This window comes from Maccoyibacter intestinihominis (assembly GCF_040096355.1).
Taxonomy (GTDB): domain Bacteria; phylum Bacillota; class Clostridia; order Lachnospirales; family Lachnospiraceae; genus Maccoyibacter; species Maccoyibacter intestinihominis.
In genome coordinates this window covers 233,366-254,913 of the sequence record NZ_JBBMEX010000001.1, presented here as the reverse complement: position 1 = coordinate 254,913, position 21,548 = coordinate 233,366, and the positions used below count along the sequence as shown (strand labels likewise).

Annotated in this window: 26 protein-coding genes; all 26 read right to left on the bottom strand. The window is 37.9% G+C overall.

Going from position 1 to position 21,548, the window contains the following annotated elements; all coding sequences use genetic code 11:
* Nucleotide 1: 1 nt before the first annotated feature.
* Nucleotides 2-358, bottom strand: coding sequence for a YlxM family DNA-binding protein (gene ylxM / locus WMO43_RS01185; RefSeq protein ID WP_177963730.1), 357 nt, complete (start codon nucleotides 356-358; stop codon nucleotides 2-4).
* A gap of 69 nt (nucleotides 359-427) precedes the next feature.
* Complete coding sequence (locus WMO43_RS01180; protein ID WP_177963729.1) at nucleotides 428-1,027, bottom strand: hypothetical protein; 600 nt, start codon at nucleotides 1,025-1,027, stop codon at nucleotides 428-430.
* A gap of 39 nt (nucleotides 1,028-1,066) precedes the next feature.
* Nucleotides 1,067-1,339 (bottom strand): DUF4176 domain-containing protein, encoded by a 273-nt coding sequence (locus WMO43_RS01175; RefSeq protein ID WP_177963728.1) that lies wholly within the window; start codon nucleotides 1,337-1,339, stop codon nucleotides 1,067-1,069.
* Between the two features lie 50 nt (nucleotides 1,340-1,389).
* On the bottom strand, nucleotides 1,390-2,022 hold the full coding sequence (locus WMO43_RS01170; RefSeq protein WP_353529448.1) for a hypothetical protein: 633 nt from the start codon (nucleotides 2,020-2,022) through the stop codon (nucleotides 1,390-1,392).
* An 81-nt stretch (nucleotides 2,023-2,103) separates the two neighbouring features.
* Complete coding sequence (locus WMO43_RS01165) at nucleotides 2,104-2,745, bottom strand: hypothetical protein (RefSeq protein WP_353529446.1); 642 nt, start codon at nucleotides 2,743-2,745, stop codon at nucleotides 2,104-2,106.
* A gap of 5 nt (nucleotides 2,746-2,750) precedes the next feature.
* Complete coding sequence (locus WMO43_RS01160) at nucleotides 2,751-3,380, bottom strand: hypothetical protein (RefSeq protein WP_177963725.1); 630 nt, start codon at nucleotides 3,378-3,380, stop codon at nucleotides 2,751-2,753.
* A 16-nt stretch (nucleotides 3,381-3,396) separates the two neighbouring features.
* Nucleotides 3,397-4,314, bottom strand: a complete 918-nt coding sequence (locus tag WMO43_RS01155) for a hypothetical protein (RefSeq protein WP_177963724.1) — start codon at nucleotides 4,312-4,314, stop codon at nucleotides 3,397-3,399.
* Between the two features lie 45 nt (nucleotides 4,315-4,359).
* Nucleotides 4,360-4,737, bottom strand: coding sequence for a hypothetical protein (locus tag WMO43_RS01150; protein WP_353529445.1), 378 nt, complete (start codon nucleotides 4,735-4,737; stop codon nucleotides 4,360-4,362).
* Nucleotides 4,703-5,002 carry a hypothetical protein gene (locus WMO43_RS01145; RefSeq protein ID WP_177963722.1) on the bottom strand — a complete coding sequence of 100 codons (300 nt, stop codon included), beginning with the start codon at nucleotides 5,000-5,002 and terminating at the stop codon, nucleotides 4,703-4,705. The genes WMO43_RS01150 and WMO43_RS01145 overlap by 35 nt, the downstream gene beginning before the upstream one ends.
* Before the next feature lie 11 nt (nucleotides 5,003-5,013).
* A complete protein-coding gene (locus tag WMO43_RS01140) occupies nucleotides 5,014-6,099 on the bottom strand; it encodes a hypothetical protein (protein WP_177963721.1) in 1,086 nt (361 codons plus the stop codon).
* On the bottom strand, nucleotides 6,096-6,656 hold the full coding sequence (locus tag WMO43_RS01135) for a hypothetical protein (RefSeq protein ID WP_177963720.1): 561 nt from the start codon (nucleotides 6,654-6,656) through the stop codon (nucleotides 6,096-6,098). Before WMO43_RS01135 ends, WMO43_RS01140 begins: the two co-directional genes overlap by 4 nt.
* A gap of 10 nt (nucleotides 6,657-6,666) precedes the next feature.
* Nucleotides 6,667-6,804, bottom strand: a complete 138-nt coding sequence (locus tag WMO43_RS01130) for a hypothetical protein (RefSeq protein ID WP_353529443.1) — start codon at nucleotides 6,802-6,804, stop codon at nucleotides 6,667-6,669.
* Nucleotides 6,805-6,899: 95 nt separating this feature from the next.
* Nucleotides 6,900-7,520: a hypothetical protein gene (locus tag WMO43_RS01125; protein WP_353529441.1), complete on the bottom strand. Its 621-nt coding sequence runs from the start codon at nucleotides 7,518-7,520 to the stop codon at nucleotides 6,900-6,902.
* Between the two features lie 66 nt (nucleotides 7,521-7,586).
* The gene (locus tag WMO43_RS01120) at nucleotides 7,587-7,889 is read right to left on the bottom strand and encodes a DUF4176 domain-containing protein (RefSeq protein WP_177963718.1); all 303 of its coding nucleotides are present in this window, start codon (nucleotides 7,887-7,889) and stop codon (nucleotides 7,587-7,589) included.
* A 69-nt stretch (nucleotides 7,890-7,958) separates the two neighbouring features.
* A complete protein-coding gene (locus tag WMO43_RS01115; RefSeq protein ID WP_177963717.1) occupies nucleotides 7,959-8,273 on the bottom strand; it encodes a WXG100 family type VII secretion target in 315 nt (104 codons plus the stop codon).
* A 15-nt stretch (nucleotides 8,274-8,288) separates the two neighbouring features.
* On the bottom strand, nucleotides 8,289-8,588 hold the full coding sequence (locus WMO43_RS01110) for a WXG100 family type VII secretion target (protein WP_353529439.1): 300 nt from the start codon (nucleotides 8,586-8,588) through the stop codon (nucleotides 8,289-8,291).
* Between the two features lie 138 nt (nucleotides 8,589-8,726).
* Nucleotides 8,727-9,008: a hypothetical protein gene (locus tag WMO43_RS01105; protein ID WP_177963293.1), complete on the bottom strand. Its 282-nt coding sequence runs from the start codon at nucleotides 9,006-9,008 to the stop codon at nucleotides 8,727-8,729.
* Nucleotides 9,009-9,065: 57 nt separating this feature from the next.
* Nucleotides 9,066-9,680 carry a hypothetical protein gene (locus tag WMO43_RS01100; protein WP_177963292.1) on the bottom strand — a complete coding sequence of 205 codons (615 nt, stop codon included), beginning with the start codon at nucleotides 9,678-9,680 and terminating at the stop codon, nucleotides 9,066-9,068.
* Nucleotides 9,668-10,618, bottom strand: coding sequence for a hypothetical protein (locus WMO43_RS01095; RefSeq protein WP_353529437.1), 951 nt, complete (start codon nucleotides 10,616-10,618; stop codon nucleotides 9,668-9,670). The genes WMO43_RS01100 and WMO43_RS01095 overlap by 13 nt, the downstream gene beginning before the upstream one ends.
* A gap of 25 nt (nucleotides 10,619-10,643) precedes the next feature.
* A complete protein-coding gene (locus WMO43_RS01090) occupies nucleotides 10,644-10,958 on the bottom strand; it encodes a hypothetical protein (RefSeq protein WP_177963289.1) in 315 nt (104 codons plus the stop codon).
* 4 nt (nucleotides 10,959-10,962) lie between these two features.
* The gene (locus WMO43_RS01085) at nucleotides 10,963-11,268 is read right to left on the bottom strand and encodes a WXG100 family type VII secretion target (RefSeq protein WP_353529435.1); all 306 of its coding nucleotides are present in this window, start codon (nucleotides 11,266-11,268) and stop codon (nucleotides 10,963-10,965) included.
* Nucleotides 11,269-11,278: 10 nt separating this feature from the next.
* Nucleotides 11,279-11,524, bottom strand: a complete 246-nt coding sequence (locus tag WMO43_RS01080) for a hypothetical protein (protein ID WP_177963287.1) — start codon at nucleotides 11,522-11,524, stop codon at nucleotides 11,279-11,281.
* A gap of 1 nt (nucleotide 11,525) precedes the next feature.
* On the bottom strand, nucleotides 11,526-16,160 hold the full coding sequence (essC, locus tag WMO43_RS01075; RefSeq protein ID WP_353529434.1) for a type VII secretion protein EssC: 4,635 nt from the start codon (nucleotides 16,158-16,160) through the stop codon (nucleotides 11,526-11,528).
* Between the two features lie 22 nt (nucleotides 16,161-16,182).
* Nucleotides 16,183-17,811, bottom strand: a complete 1,629-nt coding sequence (locus WMO43_RS01070; protein ID WP_353529432.1) for an Ig-like domain-containing protein — start codon at nucleotides 17,809-17,811, stop codon at nucleotides 16,183-16,185.
* A gap of 16 nt (nucleotides 17,812-17,827) precedes the next feature.
* A complete protein-coding gene (locus tag WMO43_RS01065) occupies nucleotides 17,828-19,699 on the bottom strand; it encodes a leucine-rich repeat domain-containing protein (protein WP_353529431.1) in 1,872 nt (623 codons plus the stop codon).
* A gap of 22 nt (nucleotides 19,700-19,721) precedes the next feature.
* Nucleotides 19,722-21,392: a protein kinase domain-containing protein gene (locus WMO43_RS01060; protein ID WP_353529430.1), complete on the bottom strand. Its 1,671-nt coding sequence runs from the start codon at nucleotides 21,390-21,392 to the stop codon at nucleotides 19,722-19,724.
* Between the last annotated feature and the right edge of the window lie 156 nt (nucleotides 21,393-21,548).

Genomic DNA, 21,548 nt, shown 5'->3' with positions numbered 1-21,548 from the left:
GTTATAGCTCCTCTAATATCTGATTGGAAATCTGTTCAATTTCCATAATAACTCTCTGATGCTCTTCTTTATTTCCATTCTCTTCGAATGTCTGTGTCAGATGATGGATGGTCTCCACTTTCTGTTTCGCCGACTGAAATTTTTCAATTAAATGCAGCTTTTCCTCATAGCCCGCTAAAGTCTTCGTACACCGCTTTACCATATCGTGAACGCCCTGTCTGCTGATCCCCTCTTCCGCTGCAATCTCTCCAAGGGACAGATCATCAAATACAAAGTACTCATAGATTCTTCTCTGGTGTTCGTTGAGCAGTTCACCGTAAAAATCATAGAGATATGTCTGCGTTACCTTTTCTTCCATCATTTATCACCTTGGATAGATTAACACAACTGCACACATGGTGTCAAGTGTTTTTTCTTGACAGTTTGTCTAAAACATTAAAATCATTATTATAATTTTGACTACACGCAACAAAAACACCATGGACACAACCATTCCCAGTACTGCTACAGACTGTTTAGAGGAGCGTGAGCCCTTTACGGAACAATACAATGCTACAACTGCCAGAACGACACTCAGTACAAACCACGCTCTTGCATTTCCCAAAAAATCTGCAATAATTGCCAGAATCAATCCTACCCATGCCAGCCTTGGCTGCTCTTTTGGCAAGCCCAGATATAATTGCATTTCATATCCTGCATGATTGCCGTTTTCTTCTTCAAAGCTTCGTTCTGCTCCTCCATCATCAGAAAACATTCTGGAAAAAGCCTGCATATCTGTGCCTAAAATATCTTTTTTCTTATCGGATGTTGTCTGTTCGTTCTTTCCTTTCTTTACCCAGCCTTCTATTCTTATGATTCCTTCTTTATAAAATATCTGAAAATATCTGTTTTTCATAGAAGCATTACACAAGAGGACACCCATTTCGTCTGTTGCATTAATATATTTATTATCTGTAAAATATTTTTCTAACCGCTCATGCACCTCTTCTTTTGTTAACTTTGTCTCTTTCTCCCAAATCTGTCTCATACTCTTATCTCCTTCGCTTTTCACAACTTCTTCTGTTTCTTAGATTTCTTTATAAAATTCTCTCATTCTTTTTATAAAATCTTCCCATGTTTCGTCTGTATAACCTTTTGAGATTACTTCCTCAATATCTTCATGATTAAATAGAAATTGCGTCTTGTCCCCCATATTTCCTTCCGGATACAGAACACCTATGTAATCATATTCTTCGTTGGTCTCTAAATTCGTCTGTTTGATACCGAAAATCATAAGTGGTCTGATACCATTTCTCAATTTGACCACACTTCCTATTGGAAATAACTCCTGTACTTTCATTTTTGTTTTCCTCCTTTTTTCTACTGTATTTATGGATAGATATCTTGCTTTTATTGTTCCTGTTTACTGCTTTCCCGTTCTGCTTCTATCCTTGGAATCAGGTAAAAATTCCCATCCTCATTTTCAATTAACATTGCCATGTTATTATCTTCCTGCATGATATACGCACCATTTGGAATTGAGATATTTACGCTAATACCGGGTTTTCTTCCTTTTATAATTCCATTCCAATTGTTAGCTCCAGGATGTTCATATTCCTTCACTTCAACGATTCTCTTTTTCAAAACCCCCATTTCATTTCTTTCTCTTTCTCTAAACCATGCCTTACGCAAAAGATTCGCAGAATAAGCAATCCCTCCAAAAATAGATGTATAACACAGATTACTTGAAAATGCATCTGCGGTTCCAAATATTGCCATATTGATTGCTTTCCAACCATAACCAATTGTCACCCACAAGTTAAGCAAAATGATGAACCATAAAAATACATTTCTCCCTGTTGTAAAACTCACTATATTCTCACATATATAACTTCTTTCTTCCTCGTCAATCAATTCCATTTCCGGAATATTTTCCTGGAATTTTTTTGATTGTTCATTACTTTTTCGCTTCATGACCCGTGCGAACCAGATAATGACTGCCCAAATTAGTGCTATGATTAATAATTCTTTTAATTTTTCCATTTTTATCTACCTCTTTATTGTTTCATAAAATCAAAAAATGCATCTACAATAAATTTTGTTATCTATGCTATGTCTAAAATACTAACTCTCACTATTCTTTTCCTGATTGCTGTCTCTCTCCGCTTCCATTGTAGGAATCAAAAAAAACTCCATATCCTCACGTTCAACTAACATTGCCATTCTATCATATCGGTATACTTTTCTTTCATCACCACGAAAAGTAATATTGATGGTATTTACCGTATTTCTTTCTTCTATTACTCCATAGGAACCACCCTGACTGGAAGAACCACATTTCTTTACCTGTACAATCTTTTTTTTCAGTTCTCCTTTTTCATAGAGCCGTTTCTCTTCAATAAGATAGGTGCGCATGGAATGGCAAAGATATGTAATTCCGATAAAAAACGATAGCATACATATATTACTAAAGAGTGAGAATGCTTCTCCGTTTATTCCCATATTGATTGTCTTCCCAGCCCATATGATCACAAAAAACAGGTTCAAAAAAATCATTATCCACCAAAATACATTTTTAGCCTCCGTATAATCTACTAACTTCTCACATATGTAACACCTTTCTTCCTCTGTAACCGATTCCATTTCCGGCATTCTTTCCTCCTGTTTCTTGTATTGTTCCTTACTTTTCCGCTTCATGGTTCGTGCAAACCAGATAATAAATGTCCAGAACAACCCTGCCATTAATACTACTTTTAGTTTTTCCATAGCTTCTATTTTTCTTCCTGATTATATTTTTTCTCTGCTTCCATCCTTGGAATCAGGTAAAAATCTCTGCCTTCATTTTCAATTAACATTGCCATGTTATTATCTGCTTGTATTTTCTTTAGATTTCTTGCAATAGAAACATCCAGAAAATCTCCAGCCGTCCTTCCTTCTATTGTTCCGATTTTTGAGCTATCTACATAGTGATATTTCTCCATTTTGACAATTTTCTTTTTTAATACACCGGTTTCATATTGCTTTCTTTCTCTAAGCCATGTCCTGCGCAAAAGATTACCACCATAAGTAGCCCCTCCAAAAATAGATAAATAGCATATATTACTAGAAAACGAGTCTACTTCTCCACTGATTCCTGTAGTTACTGTTTTCCATGCACAAACAATAGTCATCCACAGATTAAATAAAATCAGTACCCATAAAAATACGTTTCTGCCCGTTGTAAAATCTATCATATTTTCACATATATATTCTCGCTCTTTCTCTGTAACCGGTTCCATTTCCGGCATTCTTTCCTCAATTTTTTTTAATCGTTCATCGCTTTTCTGCTTCATAGTCCGTGCAAACCAGATAATGGCTGCCCAGATCAATACTGCAATTAATATCACTTTTAGTTTTTCCATATTTATCTACCTCTTTTTACTGTTTCGCTGCATCTAAAACTACATCTGAAATTGTCTCTGTTACACGTTTAGATTCTTTTCCTTTTGCCTCTTGTACATAGCCACACACAACATCAGCAGCCCACATTACTCCCACTGTCACTGCTGCTATGGCGATTCCCGCCACACTAATCCCTGCTGCTGCCAATAAGCCACCTACAATTGCCGATACCAGCGTTCCTCCTACAACATCTAATGTTGTTTCCAATAAGGTCTCTTCCCAAAATCGTTTACTATGTATCGTTCCAAATTCTTCATAATTATCAACGGCATTTAAAATTCCTACAAATGCCACCCCTCCCCATTTCGTTCCAGCTTTAATTTTCTCACTCACATCCTCAGCCCTTGAAAATTGATATTCTTTTACGTTTTTCTTTAATAGTTCTGATATTTTCTTTTTTTCTGCCTTAACCTCTCCTCTAATAACCTCTAAATAGTCCGGTACATCCTTCGCTCTCTGTTCTAAAAATCCCCCCATTGTCTGGCACAGAGTATCTGCAAGTCCTATTATGGATTTTAAATCTCCTCCACTTATGATAAGATCCAAAATATCTGTAAAACCTCCTCCTACTGCTCCAAATGATTCCAGATTGCCAAAAAGCAGACTTTTAAAGTCCGGTTCAAAAGTCTGACTTAACGCATCATACCGATTACTTATATCGCCTAACACTCTTTGGGCACTGCGCAAATTTCTCTGACATCTCGCTAATTTTTCTATCTCCTGTTCCAGCTTTTTTAAAGGTTGCTCATACGGTGAGCTGTTACCTACGATATTATATATTCTCCGTACACTTTCGCTTAAAATCTGCCCGGTTTGATCACAATCCCTGCAGATTTCCTCAAACATTCCCACTACCTCAAATAACCCTTTTGCATCTACGCTAAATTCTGACATCTTTCCTCCCCATCTTATTTTGCTATCTATGTTATATTTAAAATACTACCTATCACTATTCTCTTCCTGATCACTGTCTCTCTCTGCCTCCATTGTAGGGATCAAGAAAAACTGCATATCCTCACGTTCAACTAACATTGCCATTCTGTCATACCGATATACTTTTCTTTCATCACCACGGAAAGTAATATTAACGGTATTTCCCGTATTTCTTTCTTCTATCACTCCATAGGAACCATTTTGGCTTGAAGAACCACATCTCTTTACCTGGACAATCTTCTTTTTCAGTTCCCCTTTTTCATATTGCTGTTTCGCTTTAATAAGATAAGCCCGCACATAATTACAAAAACATGTGATTCCCATAAACAACGACAATATACCTATCTCACTAAACACCGAAATTGCGTCTCCGTAGATTACCATATTGATTGTTTTCCCAGCCCATATGATCACAAAAAGCAAATTCAAAAAAATCATAATCCACCAAAACTACATTTTTAGCTGGTGTATAATCCACTAGCATTTTACATATATAACGTCTCTCTTCCTCTGTGACCGGTTCCATTTCCGGCATTTTTCCCTCAAACTTTCTGTGTTCCTCAACAGCCTTCCGTTTCATGGTCCGTGCAAACCAGATAATAAATGTCCAGAATAATGCTGCCATTAATAATACTTTTAGTTTTTCCATAGCTATTTACCCTACCATCCTTTTTTCTTTTTCTGTTCGATTTCATAGACCCATATTTTTCTTTTGTTAACGGCAAAAATTTTTATCTCGCCACTCTTTAACTGTATCTGCACCAATCTTGTCATTGGAATATAGGTTCTGACTGATGCTATATCCTCATAAGGAATCTCATAATTAAAAAACTTTTCCATTCTGTCTTCCGTCAGGTTACAGAATTGTATCCCTTGCTTTTGCAGAAACAATCCTCCCCCTCGCTTGTCCTTTTTTCTATCTGAAATAACATTCCACAGGTTTTTTCTTCCAATCAGACTTGCCCCTCCATACAAGGTATATTTTTCTTCGATTGCTCCTTTTATTAAAGGTATCCGATATGTTTCATGTATGACCTGTGCAACTGCCCAGCTTGTCGCAAAAATTACAGCGATCACTCCGGCAACAATCATAGATGTCCTATTTCTAAAAATCGCTCCAAATATAATCACTCCTATTGCAAATGCACTCAAAAAATGCATCATAAAATCTTTTCCATAAGATGTCGTTATCCTGGTACATGTTTCCTCTCTTCCACTTCTTTTTATACATTCATTTATTTTTGATATCCAGAGTTCACGCTGACTCACTTCTATCAGACTTGATTGCCCGTTTTTTAACTGAATCATCAGATATTTGCTGAATGGACTATATTTTTGAACACTTTCGATCTCCCTATAACTAAATCTTTGTTCATAGGGGTTGTCCAATTTCATCTCACGAAAATACAACTGTCTCTCAAGTACAAACCATACTCCCGGAATATATCCATTTTTCCCAAGTGCCAGGTTCTCCCATATCCGATTGGCTTTTAAGACTCTTCCGCCACCATACAAAATGATCCTATGTTCTTTTTTTACTAAATTTTCGATTACCGGCACCATATTTTTATCAAAATCCAAATTTCCAATCGTTGCCGGGATCATGATGAGCAGTATATATGCTCCCCCTGCAAAAACTGCAATTTTTATATCGCCTGTTACCCAAAGACAGATCGGTGCACTGATAAAAAATATAACCATTGACCAGATCAAGCCATCCTTTAGGTGTGACATAGATACTTTCATCGTTTTGACACCTCCTCATCTTTTTGTGCTTCTTTCATGAACTCACGGATTTTTTTCGTCCAGATTTTAGAGCGATATACAGTAAATTTTTCACATTTTTCATCTCCGTAATATATCTTTATATCCATTAACGCAAAAACGTACCTTCTTATCTTTTTTATATCCTTATAAGGAATCATAATTTCATATGGATTGTTTTCTCTCCATTCGCGAAAATATACTCCTTCATTCAGCAAGAAAAGTACTCCTCCTTTACTATTCCAATCTAATTTTTTGAATATATTCCATACATTATGTACTTCCACCCTGCTTGCCGAACCATACAGAATAATCTGATGCTCTCTTTCTACTATTTCTTTTGTTATCGGTATTTTATATTTATGATATATAACCTGATCAATCACTGACATCATTATAACGCTTGCAGTAACGATTGTTCCCATTACCATCCCTATCTTAAAATCAGCCAAAAGCAACCAAAAACAACCTACCATGATTACTTCTAGCATTATGCCACCAAGACCCATTCGTTTTACATAAGGCATTTTTACTTCCATGACAACTCCTTTACTCTAATATTACATATGGATTTATTTCTTGTTCTCTTTCTTTCTTCTCTTCCCACTGTTCTTTCTGTTCCTCATACCATTTATCAAACTTCATATCTCCCCAAGTAGTAATTATTAATCCGATTGGAATGCCCATTACAGTGCCTGCTACTATCCCTGTTGTCTCTGAGTGTGCAAATTTAGATGCTACACACGTTCCAATTACTGTCCCTACCTTTCCACCTGCTATACCTATAACAGTATGTACATTTGCTTTAATGAATGCATCTTCTGTACTTTCTCCTGCTTTTTTAATGAAATAAAATCCATCACAGTTCCAACAACTGGTATTAAAACTCCAAGCGTTTTTGAAACCGCTGCTCCATATTTTGATAACACCTCTGTTTTTGAGAGAGTTTTAGGATCTAGGATTAAAAAAGCATTCTCTCCTTCACTTTGTACGGTAACTGTACTGATATTAATAATTCTTGCAAGTTCTTTCATACCTTTCCCTAAATTACCAAGTATTGCATCGCGTACCTCTGGGAAAAAATTTTCTATATAATTATCTTTAAAATCTGATACATACATATCCACAATATTTGTATATGATGCAACTTTCTCATAGCACTCTGCAATCTGTTGTAATGTATTAGCTGCTGATGCTAAATTTTCTCTAGTGCTTTTCAAATTTGTTGACTGTGTAATGAGCCCATTAACTTCCCTGTCATATCCATCAGAATTTATCTGATAATGAAAGCAGGATATTACCTGATCAAGTTCTTGTGTCACACTATCACACTGATAAAGCAATTTTTTCATTTCTTCTGCTGCTTCAAATAATTCTTTTGTATCTACACTCAATTCTGGCATATCTCTCTTCCCCCTAATAATTTTAACACTCATTCTTTCTCAGCAGATATACTATTACCATACCCACTATTCGTCGTATACAATATGTAATCGTGGATACGGTATCTTATCGACCATTTCCTGATACTTTTCACAAAATTTTTCTTCTAATTCATCTCTATAGCCCTCGAAAAATACTTCTGCAATATCTTCTTCATTAAAAAAATGTACCTGCTGATCTGCCTGTCCTGTTGGATAGACACATGCCGCATAATCAAAATATCCTATAGTTCCCTCATTGTTATACAAAGGCAGTCTGCTAATGATCATAATTTTTAACTCCCCTTTATTTAGTCGTACAACACTTCCTAATGGTAATAAATTCTTCATTTTTTCCTCCTGCTTTTCTCCATAAGTACAGTCTCTATTGCATTTGACCACAATAGAGACTGCTATTTGTTAGGAAATTACATTTCCTGATAATACATCTGTTGCAGATGCATTAGAACTTTCTGTTGACGTATAATCTTTTGCCATGTTCGTTAAATTTGTTACATGTTCATTGATCATGCGTCCCATGGTATCCATATCTGTCTGCAATTTTTTGAATTTACTAATATATGCAGCAGATGCATCTCCTGTCCATGTACTTGATAATCCGGTAACGTCTGCCATCATGTCATCTGTTAATGTTTTTATCTGTGACATAACGCCTTTAAAATCAGTTGCTTTTGCTTCCAATTCTGCCGGTGATACTTTCAGGTTGATATCCATTCTCTTCCCTCCCCTTTAATATGTACGTTTTGCTACAGTGCTCGCATTATTTGCTTCTGTGGTTTCATATCTGCTAATAATGGTTTCGAGTGCAGCGCAATACTGTTCAATTAATGAACTGAAATTATTCATCTGTACAGCATCACTTTCTACTGCTGAGCTAAAATTCTTTTTGGCATTTCCATCCCATGTAGTATTCAGCTCATCCTTACTCTCTTTCATCTTTGAAACCTGCTGCTTTAATGACTGATTCTTTGCTCTTAAATCAGAAATCTTTTTTGTCATTTCAGCTGTTGTTACTGAAAAAGCTGCCATTCTATAACTCCTCCTCTCCTGTATATTTTCTTTTACAAGAATTATCTATATTCAAACTCCGACATCATACAAAAAAATTATGTATCGGATGCATGAATAGCTCAACGAATAGTATCGTATATACTCCAACACGATAGGTTATTGTTTTTCCTCTTTTGCAAGATCCTTTTTATATTCTGATTCTGCTGTGCTTTTCAAACTTTTTACAAGGTCATCTAACTCTTTTGGGATCGGTTGCAGGCTTTCATGAATAATATTTATTTTTCTTATATATGAATCCTTATTTTCCCCACTCCAATTATTTTCTATTTTCTCTTTGATCTTCTCAAACTTCACACGCATATCATCAACTTTTTTTCTTACTTCTTGTATTTCTTCTATCTCATTTGTAACTGCCTGATATTTATCCTGTGCTAACATTTTCTTCCTCCCTGCTGCATAACTGTTTTATACAATTTCTTCTTTATTTTTCTCTGATTACTTTTTATTGCTTTCATCTTTCGGCTTCATTCGAGGCAATAAGCTATTCTCCCCATTTTCTAACCATACCAGCATTGCCATATCTCCATCTCGTTTAAATGGCTTTTCCGCATCCGGACTAAGATCAATTCTTAATTCTCTCTCTTTTCCATCAATCACACCCTCTGGCCATCCATAATCAAACTTTTCATATGACTTTATATGAACAATTTTCTTTTTTACCACTCCACTTTCACATATGCGTTTTCGCTCTATTTTAGTGCTAAGATATTCCGCAATAATCCAATCCATTATGCCAAAACCTGAAAATGTCCAAAAATCTAATTCCAACCCATTCATCCATTGTTTCCATATGATTTTCATTTCATCTGCCATTATCCATAAATTAAATAAAAATACAAACACTATAAGAATCGTCAAAAATTTTCCAGAACCATTTATTGATTGATAGATGTATTTTCTCTCCTCTTCATCTGTAACCAATTCCATCTCCGGCAACTCTTCGCTAAATTTCATGATTTGTTTCTTGTGTTTTCGTTTAACCACTCTTACACACCATATTGCTATTGACCAAAACAGCAGGAATACGATGATTGCTTTCAAATTTTCCATCGTTTATTCTCCTTTTTTTTCTTAGACTCTATGTCATCTAAAATTCTATCTGTTACCGCTTCTGCTGCCCGTTTAGGTTCCCCAGACTTTCTTTCCCAACGATAACCCTCAACTACATCTATTGCCCATATAACTCCTACCGTCACTGCTGATATGGCTACTACCGTTGCTCCTCCGCATATTGCTGTTAGTGCAGCTGACACCACTGCTCTTACCGTTATATCTTCCATAACTTCAAATGCTGTTTCCAACAACGTCTCTTCCCAAAAGCGTTTGGATTTTGTTGTTCCAAATTCTTCATAGTTATCAATGGCATTCAAAATCCCGGAAAAAGCTACTCCTGCCCAGTTTGTTCCAACTTTTATATTTTCTCCTACATTTTTTTCCGAAGAAAATTTGTAACCTTTTCCATATTTTTTAATCCAGGTTTCTTCTCCTTTCGTTGCAATCTCATATTTTCCACGAAAAACCCTTTTCCAATCCGGATTCTCTTTATATGCCTCATCTGCAAGATTTCCAAAATTTTTTATCAGCCTCTTCGTCATCCCGATCAGGGTCTTTTTATCGACTCCATTTTGGAACATCTGTACAATTCCTGCCGTATTACTTCCCAATGATCCAAATGAACCAAGACTTGCTAAGAACAGTTTTTCCAGATCAGGTTCATATGGCTGTTGCTCCACCTGCTCATAGCATCTTCGTATGTCATTTAACGTTGTCTGTGCCTGCCTGAAATTTTCCCGACATTTTCTCAGAACTTCTATCTTTCTTTGCAGCTTATGTATATCTTCCTGATACTGCTCTGAATCTGCCAGCCGCTGTATTGCCCGCTCACATTCTTCTAATGCCTGTATACATTGATCACACATTTTGATTTCCTGATCAAACTCTCCAACAGCCTCAAATAATCCTTCTGTATCTACATATAATTCCGCCATTTGTATTGTCCCCGCTTTTTCTCTGTTACTTTAAAACATTTGCCGGCAATTCCTGACTCAATGACTCGATAGCTTCTTCTGTTTCCTGATATCCTTCTATACATGCTTTCAATTTTTTCGGATATTCCTCATATTCTTTTGCATTTTCTTCTAACTCTTTTTTCAGATCACAATATGTCTTATAGCAGGAATCCCACATTTGACTTTCCCAGCAGACATCTATTTCCTTATGCAGTTCCCCTATCCGTGTAATATTATGAGTAATCTTTTTTGCATTGGTCTCTAGAATCGTTTGGATTTCTTCTAACTTTCCCATATCTGCTTTGATTTTTTTACTCATTCTTTCATCCCTCCATATTCATCCCTTTAATCATATCTCCGACACTTTGTTCACAGTTATTATATTTTTTACAGATTTCCTGCATTTCGTTTTTACTTTCCGTCAGGATATCCATCATCGAACCTAAAGAAATATCTGTCTTTGCATAGTTTAATAAAAACAGTTTACTGGCATCCCCCTTCCAGTATTTTTCTACTTTCTGCATCTCTTTATCAATATCATCGATGCTTTCTTTTATAGCATTAATTTTGTCATTCATTGTTCCTAATTTTTTCTCTAACGCAGTTGTATCAACCTTTATCTTTGCCATTCTCACCCTCCTATAAAATCATAATGTTCTCTCCGCTTTGCACCCTGTGTTCTTCTAAGGTCCTACTTTTCTTTAAAAAGCTCCCCTTTTGTATACTATAAACTGCCAGTTTTTCTTCTTTTTCCACCTGCAGGCTTTCCTTTCTGCAGATCAAATCCAATATATCCTGTAGCATATCTTCTACATATGCTTTTTCATTACACTGCACATCATATTCTTTTCCTATGTCCGGAATCTGCACTCTGAGCTTTAACATTTCATACATCTCTCTTTCTGTATTGTGGAATGATCACTTTTTCCACACCACTCTCATCGTTATCACGCGGTATCATTCCTATACCGGCTTTATACCCTTTATTCTGTTCCGTATAGGTCAGATGTGAAAAATCAAAATATGCAGCTTCCATTGCATTTCCTCCAAGTTGTATTCCTGTATGATACGAAGTCATTGCTTCATACGCACGGCTTCCCCGCATGGAAGAAATATCTTTTGTATCCACTGCTGCAATAAAATAAATATTATGCAGACTTCCTTTTTCCATAACGTTTTCTACAAATGGTCCGATTTTTATAACATCCTGTTCCGGTTGGTAAACAGATTCCATGAACTCATGCAGATCAGCAATAAAGACAAAAATAGTCTCATACTTTTTCATCTGCTGATAAATCGTACTTTCTTCTTCTCCTTCTTCCTTCATGCGGTTTTTGACACGGTTTCTCTCTGCAAATGTTGGAAGCAGATCTCTAAAGAACTGCGCCTGTTCCTGCTGTGTATGCAGATATTCTGCACCTATACTCTTTGCATACTGCATGAATTCATTTCCCGTATGCTCAATGATCACTCTGCGGGCATGTAACATTCCGGCTGAACTGCCTAATATTTTCAACATATTCTTTTTACCGGTTCTTGCTTTGCCGGAAACAAGATAGCAGAATGTTCTTCGCAGATCCACACCATAGATTTCAGCACTTTTTTCATCATAAGCAAATGGAAGCAGGTCTGTTGTATCTGACATAGCCCGCACTTCCTCTAAATCCTCAAACTCACTCCAGACCGGATTTTTAGGAATCATCGGAATCGGTACGGCAAGCGGTGCGTTCCATGCTGCTTTCAACCGTTCACAAGTTGCTCTAATCTTTAACATTCGTTCCATCTCATCGGTTTCATTTTCGACTAATGCTGTCTGAAATTCCAGAATGGAATCTTCCACTTTTACCAGTCCTCTTCCTTTTAACTGCTCCTCCGGTGTAATATCAATGCGTCCGGTGCGAAGCACTTCCGAATACTGATAACGGTCATTCATCACCAATGCCAATGTTGTTGGAATACTGTCTGCCAATCGGTTAGGCAGTCCATTGCTACCCATGTTATTTGCCGTAATAGCAAGAAAAATTCCATATGCCATGCCATCGTGTGCAAGTTTTATCATATCGGCCTCATAACAGTCATCCGTTTTCTCACGAAAACCATTGTAGTTATCTAATAACACCAGAATTGCCGGCATATTTTTACCTTTTGACCGGATATAAGCCGAATAGCTGATCCCTTCTAACTGCTTTTTCCGCTCTGCTATCTTTTTATTCAACATATAAAATAATTTCTTTAAACGATCCGGTTCATCTTCACAGACTACTCCACCTGTCTGTGGTGCATTTTCAAAACATTTTAATGCCTTGTTACTAAAATCTATCATGTAAAGATTCAGTTCTTTTGCCGTATACTTTCTGATCAATGCACCTGCTAAGGTCTGCATAAATGTACTTTTTCCACTGGATATCGTACCAAATACTGCTAAATGTCCCTGTGCTGCAAAATCCACAATGACCGGCTGTTGTTTCTGGTTCTGTGGATCATCATACATTCCAACGATCACATTCAGTCTGAAATCCTTATCCTGTTCTTTCCTAGCCTCTCCTATTTCATCTAAAAACAGTGGATTTTTGATCGGAGGTATCCACAAACTGTAATCCCTATCATATCCCTCTGCTTTTGCAATCTTAGCTAATACGTCCCGGACAGCATCTAACTGTGTGATGACCTGTGCCGTTTCTTTTTCTTTCTTCTGTTTTGGTTTCTTTAACAGAATCCCTCCTGTCATCGTTAAAATAGCAGCTTCTGAATCCTGTCTGACCTGACTGTCTTTGATATACTCAGCTCCGCTCCAGCCTGACTGGAAAAGTTCATAGAGTTCATCATTTCCGACCTGAAGATAACCACGCCCGGTCTGCGTTATGAACGCTGCGTCTTCTTTATGAAGCATTTCTTTACTATCCTGCTTATCCTGTACTCTTAAACACAATTTGAATTTAGAATTAGACCAGATATTTTCATCTACCGTTCCTGCCGGTTTCTGCGTTGCTAAGATCAAATGCACTCCAAGACTTCTTCCTACCTGTGCCACACTGATCAGTTCCTTCATGAACTCCGGCTGTTCTCTTTTTAATTCTGCAAATTCATCCACTACAATAAATAAATGCGGAACCGGTAATTCCGCTTCTCCTGAACGTACTAACTTCGTGTAACTGTTAATATTATTGACTCCGGCAAGATTAAACACCGTCTGTCTCCTGCGGTTTTCACTTTTAATAGAAACCATTGCACGATGGATTTCATTTCCGGACAGATTAGAAATTGCCCCAATCATATGTGGTAAACCTTCAAACAGATTTGCCATGCCACCGCCCTTATAGTCGATGATAAAAAATCCAACATCATCCGGGCTGTAATTGACGGCAAGAGACAGAATATAGGTCTGAAGCGTCTCCGATTTTCCGGAACCGGTAGTTCCTGCGATCAGTCCGTGTGGTCCATGATACTTCTCATGCACATCTAAGATACAGTCTTTACAACCTGCCTTTTGTCCAATGACTGCTTTCAGGCTTTGCTCCGTCCGATGCGTTTTCCATCGTTCTGCTGCTTTTAATTCTTCGAGTGTATGTATCCCATACATTTCAAAAAATGTCAGACATTCCGGCAATTCACCCATTTCTTCTTCCTCATTGACACGGATCACCGCTAACTCTTTTACAAATTCTTCTGTTTCACTTTCTTTAGCTTCATCAAACTGCACCGGATCATAAGTATCTGTTTTTAATAGATGCACTCCCTGAAATGTCTCTGTGTCCTCTATCACATAAGAGCATTGGTTTGGTAGTTTTTCATAACTGTCTGCTAGGATTACTATCGTAAAGTGATACCTGGATGCATCTGACGATATATATCTTTGAATGGATGCTCCCTCTAACAGCGAAACATCTGAAACAAACAGGATTACCGGTATCTCAAACTTCTCTTTCTGCTCCCACGCCTGAACCTCACGTTCCTTTAACTGTTCTTCTAATAATAGAAAAACTTCTTCTGCCTCTATGGGATCAGATGCCATATATCTGACCCGATAGCTGGCAGACCAGACATGTGGCAGCATTCCATAGCGTTTCCATTCGTCCGTCTTATTTTCATCATATACAAATGCCAGCCGTACATCTGTATAACAGTTATTGGAAGCTATCTGTGTGATCAGAATCCTTGCAATATTCAAAGTTGCTTCCTTAGTTCCTACAATTCCTACGATTCCTTCCTTAGAAAGATCGATCGTTTTAGGAATCCCCGGAAGTATTGCCTCTTCTTTTTTTAACTGATATGGTTTTTGGTTTAATTCATCCTCTACTACCTCAAAACGCTCCTTTGGTATCTCGATATAGTTTGAAATATCCCCTGCTCCAAGACCAATTCGTTCTGTTAAAAAATCCTCATGTTCCCGGTTTCTTGTCCATAATTCTTTTGCCTGAACACTATACTGTAGGCATTGCTTTGTGTCAGGATACATCTGTATCATGCTCTGTCGTAATTCTTCTTTTAATGCATAGATTCTATTCCTCTGTTTTTCTATGTATCCTAAATAACTTTCTGTGCGTCTTTTCTCATTTTCCAATATGCTTTTATTTGTATATCGCATATTGATCAACGCCCAGATCACTCCTATCAAAGCAGAAGAACATGCTGTAATGATTCCTGTATACATCATGATTCCGGTACTGCTGCCTGAGGATTTATAACTGTACACAGCTAACATACTCCCTAAAACCATCGGTATCATCATCGTAAATGATGGTCCGATCACCATAAAAAGCGGTTTCTTTTCTACTACCTGTCTGACAGGAGGATGTTCAATGGCAACCACACTCATCTGCGGAGCTTTTAGCTTTCGCGGGGAACGGTGAAAAAATCTGTTTTCTGCAACAGCATGACCCCAGTCATTGCCCTCTCCTGAAAAAGGAATGAGCTTTGGACTTGTCTCAAGAGACTGCTCTTTTTGTTTTATTACTGCACAAAAAGTAATCCCAAATACGATCCGTGCCGCAAAAAGATCTATGATCTCTCCTCCACTCAGCCGACATCGTTTCTCCACTCTCTCACCATTTACATAAGTTCCATTCGAACTACTGTCATTGAGATACCATACCCCCTCTTCACAGCTTATCTCCATGTGATGTCCCGATACCAATGGATGATCTATCACAAAATCATTATCTGCCGCAACACCTGTACGGAGTTTTCCCACCATAGAAGAATAATACTTCTGTAATGGTGCAATAACACTTTCTCTTTTATTCACTAAAATGACCAGTTCCTGACCATATCCGGTAAACACGGAAAAAACATTTTCTTCTCCTAAAGCATATTCAAATACCAGTTCTCCGTCTGACACCAGGTTCTGACCAGATGCAATAGATAACATTGCCTCTGGTCCCTCCTGTTTTAACTCCAAAATAACATCTTCATGGATTTTATATTCTGTCCTGCTAAGGCAGATCTGCTCTTTGCCTTTGTTCTCTTTATTTAAGACAAGCCTCTTACATCTTTTCCAAGAGTATATTGCCAGTTCAAACATCCTCTTTTTCTCCCACTTTCACTTACTTTACAGTAATTTCAGCTTTTGCAGTAACACCATTGACCTTGACTGTGATCGTTGCCGTTCCTGCTTTTACTCCTTTTACTACACCTTTGGAATCTACGGTTGCTACCTTTTTATTACTGCTTGAGTAACTTGGTGTGCCGGTTGATGCCGGTGCATAATTCGTTGTAAGCTGTAAAGTTTTTCCTACCTTTATCGTACCGGACGTTGGACTCACATTTGCATATGGGTCTTTTACCGTAACTTTTGCCTTTGCTAATTTTCCATTTGCCTTAGCTGTGATCGTTGCCGTTCCCTTACCTACTGCAGTGACCTTTCCATTACTTACGGTTGCTACCTTTGTATTTCCGGATCTCCAGGTTACACCACTGTTTCCCTGCACTCCATTCACAGTGACCGTAAATGTAACGGTTTTTGTTGCAGGAGGATAAATATTTGCAGTTTCCCGATCCAGTTTGATCGTCGGCTCCTTTACCTGGATACTCTTAGATGTGCTGACACCATTTGACGTTGCCGTAATCGTTACCGTTCCGGCTCCAACACCTGTAACTTTTCCACCACTGACTTTTGCAATATTCGTATTACCGGAAGTCCATGCCACTGCATCATTTCCAACGGTTCCATTGACGGTTGCCGTCAGTTGTGTACTGCTTCCGGTTCCTTTGGCATAAATCGGATTTCCGCCTGACATCGAAATGGTCTGTCTCATAACGTTTACACTACAGGTTGCCTTACTTCCGGCAAAACTTGCTGTGATCGTTGCATTTCCTGCCCCGGTTCCCTGCACAACACCGTTTGTGACTCTCGCTACTCCCGTATTACTGCTCGACCAGGTTACCGCATCCTTATTTGTTCCATTCACAGTTGCCGTCAACGTAAACGAGCTCCTGCTTCCCGCTGCATAAATCGATGCATTAGACATAGAAACCGTTACCCTTGGTGCGATCACATTTACATTACAGATACAGGTCGTTCCATTCGCTGTTGCCGTAATCTGAACCTGTCCTTTCGACTTTCCTGTTACAAGCCCTGTGTTGCTGACAGTTGCAATATTTGTATTGCTGCTCTTCCATACAACCTGTGTGGAATTTCCAATTGTCTGCGCTTTTAACTGTGTCGTATTTCCGGTACCTGCTGCATAGATTGTTGCGGAACTTGCTGAAATCTGCAATGCATTTTTCATTAATCTGTTATTCTTATATTCCATATTCGAAGCTAACTTCCAACTGTATTTACACTTTAAGCCATTGGCCGGTACTAAAAATGCTACTCCACCTGCTCCATCCACATCGGTTCTCATATTCAATACTAATTTATCTGCCTTACTTTCACTTCCGGCAAGATAAAATTTCGATGCATAGATTCTTAATTCTTTTGCATTCAGGCCATTGACCGTTACCTGATCTTTGCTTGCATTATAACTGATATTACTGCCTGTAATCCCTGTCGTTGTCTTGATACAGGCTGCTATTTCACTACAGTTACTGTTTGCCGGTGCCCCCTGAAATAATTCGTTCCTGTTATTCAGATAATAGGTTGTTGTTGTCTGTGCCTTTACAAACATCGTAAAGACACCAAACAGCATAATTACCATAAAACTGCTCCAGATGACTGCTCTTTTCTTCATGCTTCACTCTCCCCCTTTATTTCAATTTCAACTTTTTCCCCTGGGAATAAGCTCCCGTGATTCCATTGCACTTTAATGCTGCCTTGATGGTGATCTTATGTCCTTTATGTTTTTTTAAAGCCTTTGCCAGTCCGTTTCCATTGACTGGTTTTTTACAGTACTTTCCCTTATCCACTTTATATTTGTATAGAATTGTAAATCCTTTATCTTTCTCCCAATTCTTTACCTTTATACTCTTTTTCGTTACAACCAGATTTGCTTTTGGTGGATAGATTGTAAATTTCTTTTGCAGCGTTCCACTGTACATCCCGATTCCCTGGATTTTTACGACTGCCTTTTTCGATACTTTTTTATTGTTAGAATAACTCAGTTTATAATCCCTGCCTGCCAGTAAGGTTTGATTCTGGTAAGTAACCGTCACTCTTGGCTTGATTCTTTTCCCTTTTTTATAGATGCTTTTATCATGAATCTGGATCTTAGCACCCGCTATGGATTTTTTTACAATCGAAAATTTCTTTTGTAATACTCCTGTATAGTTGCCTTTTCCTTTTACCGTAATGACAGCCGTCTGATCTCCTGCTTCTTTATTATTGCTATAGTCCACGGTATAATCCGTATTTTCTTTTAATGTATAGTTTCCACACATAACACTGATCTTCGGTGTGATCGCATATCCGGTGTAGGACTGATTCTGTACATCGCTTATTTCGCAATTTGACGTTAAAGGATATTGCTTTATGGTAAATTTCAGACTCATTTTTCCATAGTAGGCATTTTTCCCAACAATTTGTACTGTTGCCTGATCTCCGGCATTAACATTATTACTGTAAGTAACAGAATAATCTTCTGCACTGACCTCTTTTCCACTATAATATAATTTCACTGCCGGCTTAATCTGCTGTCCATTGTATACGGCACTGTACTGTCCATATGGAACTCCACCTAAATATACCTTGTAATTGCTGTTATCACTGGACATATTGTGGATATAGATAAGTTTGTCAGAAAAACCATTGTTTTTTGCCCAGCTTTCATAACTCTTTCCGCTATACAAATATAGGGCATTGACATGTGAACTTCCCTGCAGCATATTCCCTGCAATTTCCTGTGTATCTGTTCCGTTCGCATATAGGAACCATATTTTTTCAAGCCGCTTACAATCAGAAAATGCATATTCTCCGATCTTTCCTGTCTTTGATGGAATTACAATACTCTCCATCTCACAATCTGTAAACGCATAATCTCCAATCTCTTGTAACTGTCCCTCTTCAATCTCTATCTCAGATAAAAAATCACATTCAAAAAAAGCACAATTCCCGATCATCTCCACGCTCGCCGGAATCTTGATATACTGCATGGATTTGCATCCTGCAAATGCAAAGTCCATGATCTCTGTATTGCCCTTTGGGATAACTACCGGACTCTTCTTTGTACTTTGCAGACTGTTACAGTTTGCAAAGCCCATGGTACCGATTGCCTTTACTGTTTCCGGAATATTGATCGTCTTTAAATTTTTACAATTCTTAAATGCCGCAATTCCGATTTCTGTCAGTTTTGAATCCTGTATCACAACACTCTCTAAAGAATCACATCCGTAAAATGCATAATCTCCAATATTTTTCAAATAAGAGTTGATCTGTACTTTTTTAATCTTATCTTTCTGTGCTGCCCATGGCACCGTACTGTTTACGGTATAATTCGGCATTTCTTCAATATTATCGCTGTAAATTGTCAGTGTTCCATCCTCTGTCAGCCGATAACTGATCGTTGTATTTGCAATTGTGCCGCTCAACAGTTCTGTACTGCCTGCTGCAAATACGGACTGTCCCTGCATAACCCATAGTAAAATTCCTATTACAAAAATTATACTCCTCTGTATCTTTTTCATTGCTTCCTCCCTGTTTTTATCATCACTCAGCTCCATCAATATTGATTTCCGGTTTTTTCTCACTATCTGCCCCATCGATCAACATGTTATTCTCTTTCTGTTCAGGTTCCTGTGATGTCTGCGGTGCTTCCGTCGCTTGCTGTGGCTCGGATGCCTGCGGTGTCTCCACTGCCTGTGGTGTTTCCGGTGTCTGTGACGGTTCTGATGTCTGTGGAACTTCCTGTGACGGTGTCTGCGATGTCTCCGGCTCCTGTGCCGTCGATGTACCTGATGTTTTATCCTGTGCCTTTGTTTTTGGCACTTCCTGTTCTATTTCAGCACTGCTATCATCCACATTCTCCTGTTTGCTATCTTCCGTATCCTCTTCCTGTTTCTGTTCTGTTGTATCCTCTTTCGTATTCTCTGTCTTTTTCTCTTTCTTTTTCTGTTGTTTCTTAGAATCTGCCTTTTTATCGTTGCTTTCCTCTGTCTGTATCTGTTCTTTTTCTGTATTGTTCACTGGAACAATACTCTTTATTTTGATAAATACTGCTGCCATCACACCTAAAAATCCTACTGCTAAGACAGCGATCAGAGCATATAGCAACGCCCGATTCTTTTTCTTTGGAGTCTGCACCTGTTCTTTTTGGGTGACCGGTTCTGTAATATCCCTCCTCTCTTCCTGTTGCTTTCTTTTTTCAAAATTCTGCTCAAAAAGACCTACGGTACCTTCCTCCCGTTGTCGGACCTGTCTTTTTTTAGCATCTGTCATTCCATATATTCGATTCAGATTCTTACTGGTATTGCCATTTAAACACTCTAATGCTTCTTTCATTTGAAGAATACTGCCATATCTGTCTTCTTTTTGATACTGACAGGACTTCATCACAATATTTCCAAGTTCTTTGCCTCCATGACGGGGTTTCGGAAATGTCTCTCCCTGTATCCGGCGATACAACGCATTTTCTCTGTCTACATAAGTTACCTTTTTCGGATATTCCGGGAAAAACGGTAAACGGTTGTCATTTAGCATCCGATACATGACCAGTCCTAAAGAATACATATCTACTAAGATATCGCTTTCTTTGCCCTGATAAATCTCCGGTGCCATATAAGGATAAGTCCCTTTTTTTGACATTCCAAACGTTGTCTTTTCAATGGTTCTTGCGATTCCGAAATCTCCCAGTTTAAAATCTCCGGTTGCTGAAACAAAAATATTTTCCGGTTTAATATCACGATGCACAACATGATACTTCTGACACACTTCTAATGCCGTCAAAATATCGGTTCCTAATTTGATCACCGTCTGTTCTGTAATTTCATGTTCCTCCGAATAATCTAAAAGAGATGTCAGTAATTCCATCCTGATAAGAATATCCCATCCGATATGATCCTCATGTGGTATGACACGATGATCTTCATAGGTAACAATATTGGTATGCCCTTTGAGTTCGGACATAATTGCAATCTCTTTGATAATTTCTTCTACGAATCCATAGAAATAAGATGTGATACTTTTGTTATCGATTCCCTCTCCCATAACGGCTCTTAATTCGCTGTTATTTCCGGGGATAGATATAATCTTTAGAGCTGATTTCATAGACAAACCGAACTCATTTCGTTCGATCTCCACTACTTTTCCATAACTTCCCTCTCCGATCGTTCTGGTGATGACCCACTCATCCAAAACTTTATCTCCTATTTCATATAACATTTCATAACTTCCTCTTGTCTTTCGTTTGTACCTGATACTTATTTAATATACTCCCACTTTTCCTATATTTCAATTATTTTAGTGATTTTTTGTCTAATTTCTGTACACTATTGCCTATATGTATAAAAAGACGCTACTTTATGTAACGCCTTTTTG

Excerpts from the sequence above, each read along its gene's own strand:
- WMO43_RS01110 (WP_353529439.1), bottom strand. The coding sequence starts at position 8,588 with ATGGCAGCTTTTTCAGTAACAACAGCTGAAATGACAAAAAAGATTTCT.
- WMO43_RS01170 (WP_353529448.1), bottom strand. The coding sequence starts at position 2,022 with ATGGAAAAATTAAAAGAATTATTAATCATAGCACTAATTTGGGCAGTC.
- WMO43_RS01065 (WP_353529431.1), bottom strand. The coding sequence starts at position 19,699 with ATGAAAAAGATACAGAGGAGTATAATTTTTGTAATAGGAATTTTACTA.
- WMO43_RS01180 (WP_177963729.1), bottom strand. The coding sequence starts at position 1,027 with ATGAGACAGATTTGGGAGAAAGAGACAAAGTTAACAAAAGAAGAGGTG.
- essC (WP_353529434.1), bottom strand. The coding sequence starts at position 16,160 with ATGTTTGAACTGGCAATATACTCTTGGAAAAGATGTAAGAGGCTTGTC.
- WMO43_RS01120 (WP_177963718.1), bottom strand. The coding sequence starts at position 7,889 with ATGAAGAATTTATTACCATTAGGAAGTGTTGTACGACTAAATAAAGGG.
- WMO43_RS01150 (WP_353529445.1), bottom strand. The coding sequence starts at position 4,737 with ATGGTAATCTACGGAGACGCAATTTCGGTGTTTAGTGAGATAGGTATA.
- WMO43_RS01135 (WP_177963720.1), bottom strand. The coding sequence starts at position 6,656 with ATGGAAGTAAAAATGCCTTATGTAAAACGAATGGGTCTTGGTGGCATA.
- WMO43_RS01145 (WP_177963722.1), bottom strand. The coding sequence starts at position 5,002 with ATGGAAAAACTAAAAGTATTATTAATGGCAGCATTATTCTGGACATTT.
- WMO43_RS01095 (WP_353529437.1), bottom strand. The coding sequence starts at position 10,618 with ATGGCGGAATTATATGTAGATACAGAAGGATTATTTGAGGCTGTTGGA.
- WMO43_RS01070 (WP_353529432.1), bottom strand. The coding sequence starts at position 17,811 with ATGAAGAAAAGAGCAGTCATCTGGAGCAGTTTTATGGTAATTATGCTG.
- WMO43_RS01165 (WP_353529446.1), bottom strand. The coding sequence starts at position 2,745 with ATGGAAAAACTAAAAGTAGTATTAATGGCAGGGTTGTTCTGGACATTT.
- WMO43_RS01175 (WP_177963728.1), bottom strand. The coding sequence starts at position 1,339 with ATGAAAGTACAGGAGTTATTTCCAATAGGAAGTGTGGTCAAATTGAGA.
- WMO43_RS01080 (WP_177963287.1), bottom strand. The coding sequence starts at position 11,524 with ATGTTAAAGCTCAGAGTGCAGATTCCGGACATAGGAAAAGAATATGAT.
- WMO43_RS01100 (WP_177963292.1), bottom strand. The coding sequence starts at position 9,680 with ATGGAAAATTTGAAAGCAATCATCGTATTCCTGCTGTTTTGGTCAATA.
- WMO43_RS01105 (WP_177963293.1), bottom strand. The coding sequence starts at position 9,008 with ATGTTAGCACAGGATAAATATCAGGCAGTTACAAATGAGATAGAAGAA.
- WMO43_RS01115 (WP_177963717.1), bottom strand. The coding sequence starts at position 8,273 with ATGGATATCAACCTGAAAGTATCACCGGCAGAATTGGAAGCAAAAGCA.
- WMO43_RS01085 (WP_353529435.1), bottom strand. The coding sequence starts at position 11,268 with ATGGCAAAGATAAAGGTTGATACAACTGCGTTAGAGAAAAAATTAGGA.
- WMO43_RS01060 (WP_353529430.1), bottom strand. The coding sequence starts at position 21,392 with ATGTTATATGAAATAGGAGATAAAGTTTTGGATGAGTGGGTCATCACC.
- WMO43_RS01090 (WP_177963289.1), bottom strand. The coding sequence starts at position 10,958 with ATGAGTAAAAAAATCAAAGCAGATATGGGAAAGTTAGAAGAAATCCAA.
- WMO43_RS01125 (WP_353529441.1), bottom strand. The coding sequence starts at position 7,520 with ATGCCAGAATTGAGTGTAGATACAAAAGAATTATTTGAAGCAGCAGAA.
- WMO43_RS01140 (WP_177963721.1), bottom strand. The coding sequence starts at position 6,099 with ATGAAAGTATCTATGTCACACCTAAAGGATGGCTTGATCTGGTCAATG.
- WMO43_RS01130 (WP_353529443.1), bottom strand. The coding sequence starts at position 6,804 with ATGGGCATTCCAATCGGATTAATAATTACTACTTGGGGAGATATGAAG.
- WMO43_RS01155 (WP_177963724.1), bottom strand. The coding sequence starts at position 4,314 with ATGTCAGAATTTAGCGTAGATGCAAAAGGGTTATTTGAGGTAGTGGGA.
- WMO43_RS01160 (WP_177963725.1), bottom strand. The coding sequence starts at position 3,380 with ATGGAAAAACTAAAAGTGATATTAATTGCAGTATTGATCTGGGCAGCC.
- ylxM (WP_177963730.1), bottom strand. The coding sequence starts at position 358 with ATGGAAGAAAAGGTAACGCAGACATATCTCTATGATTTTTACGGTGAA.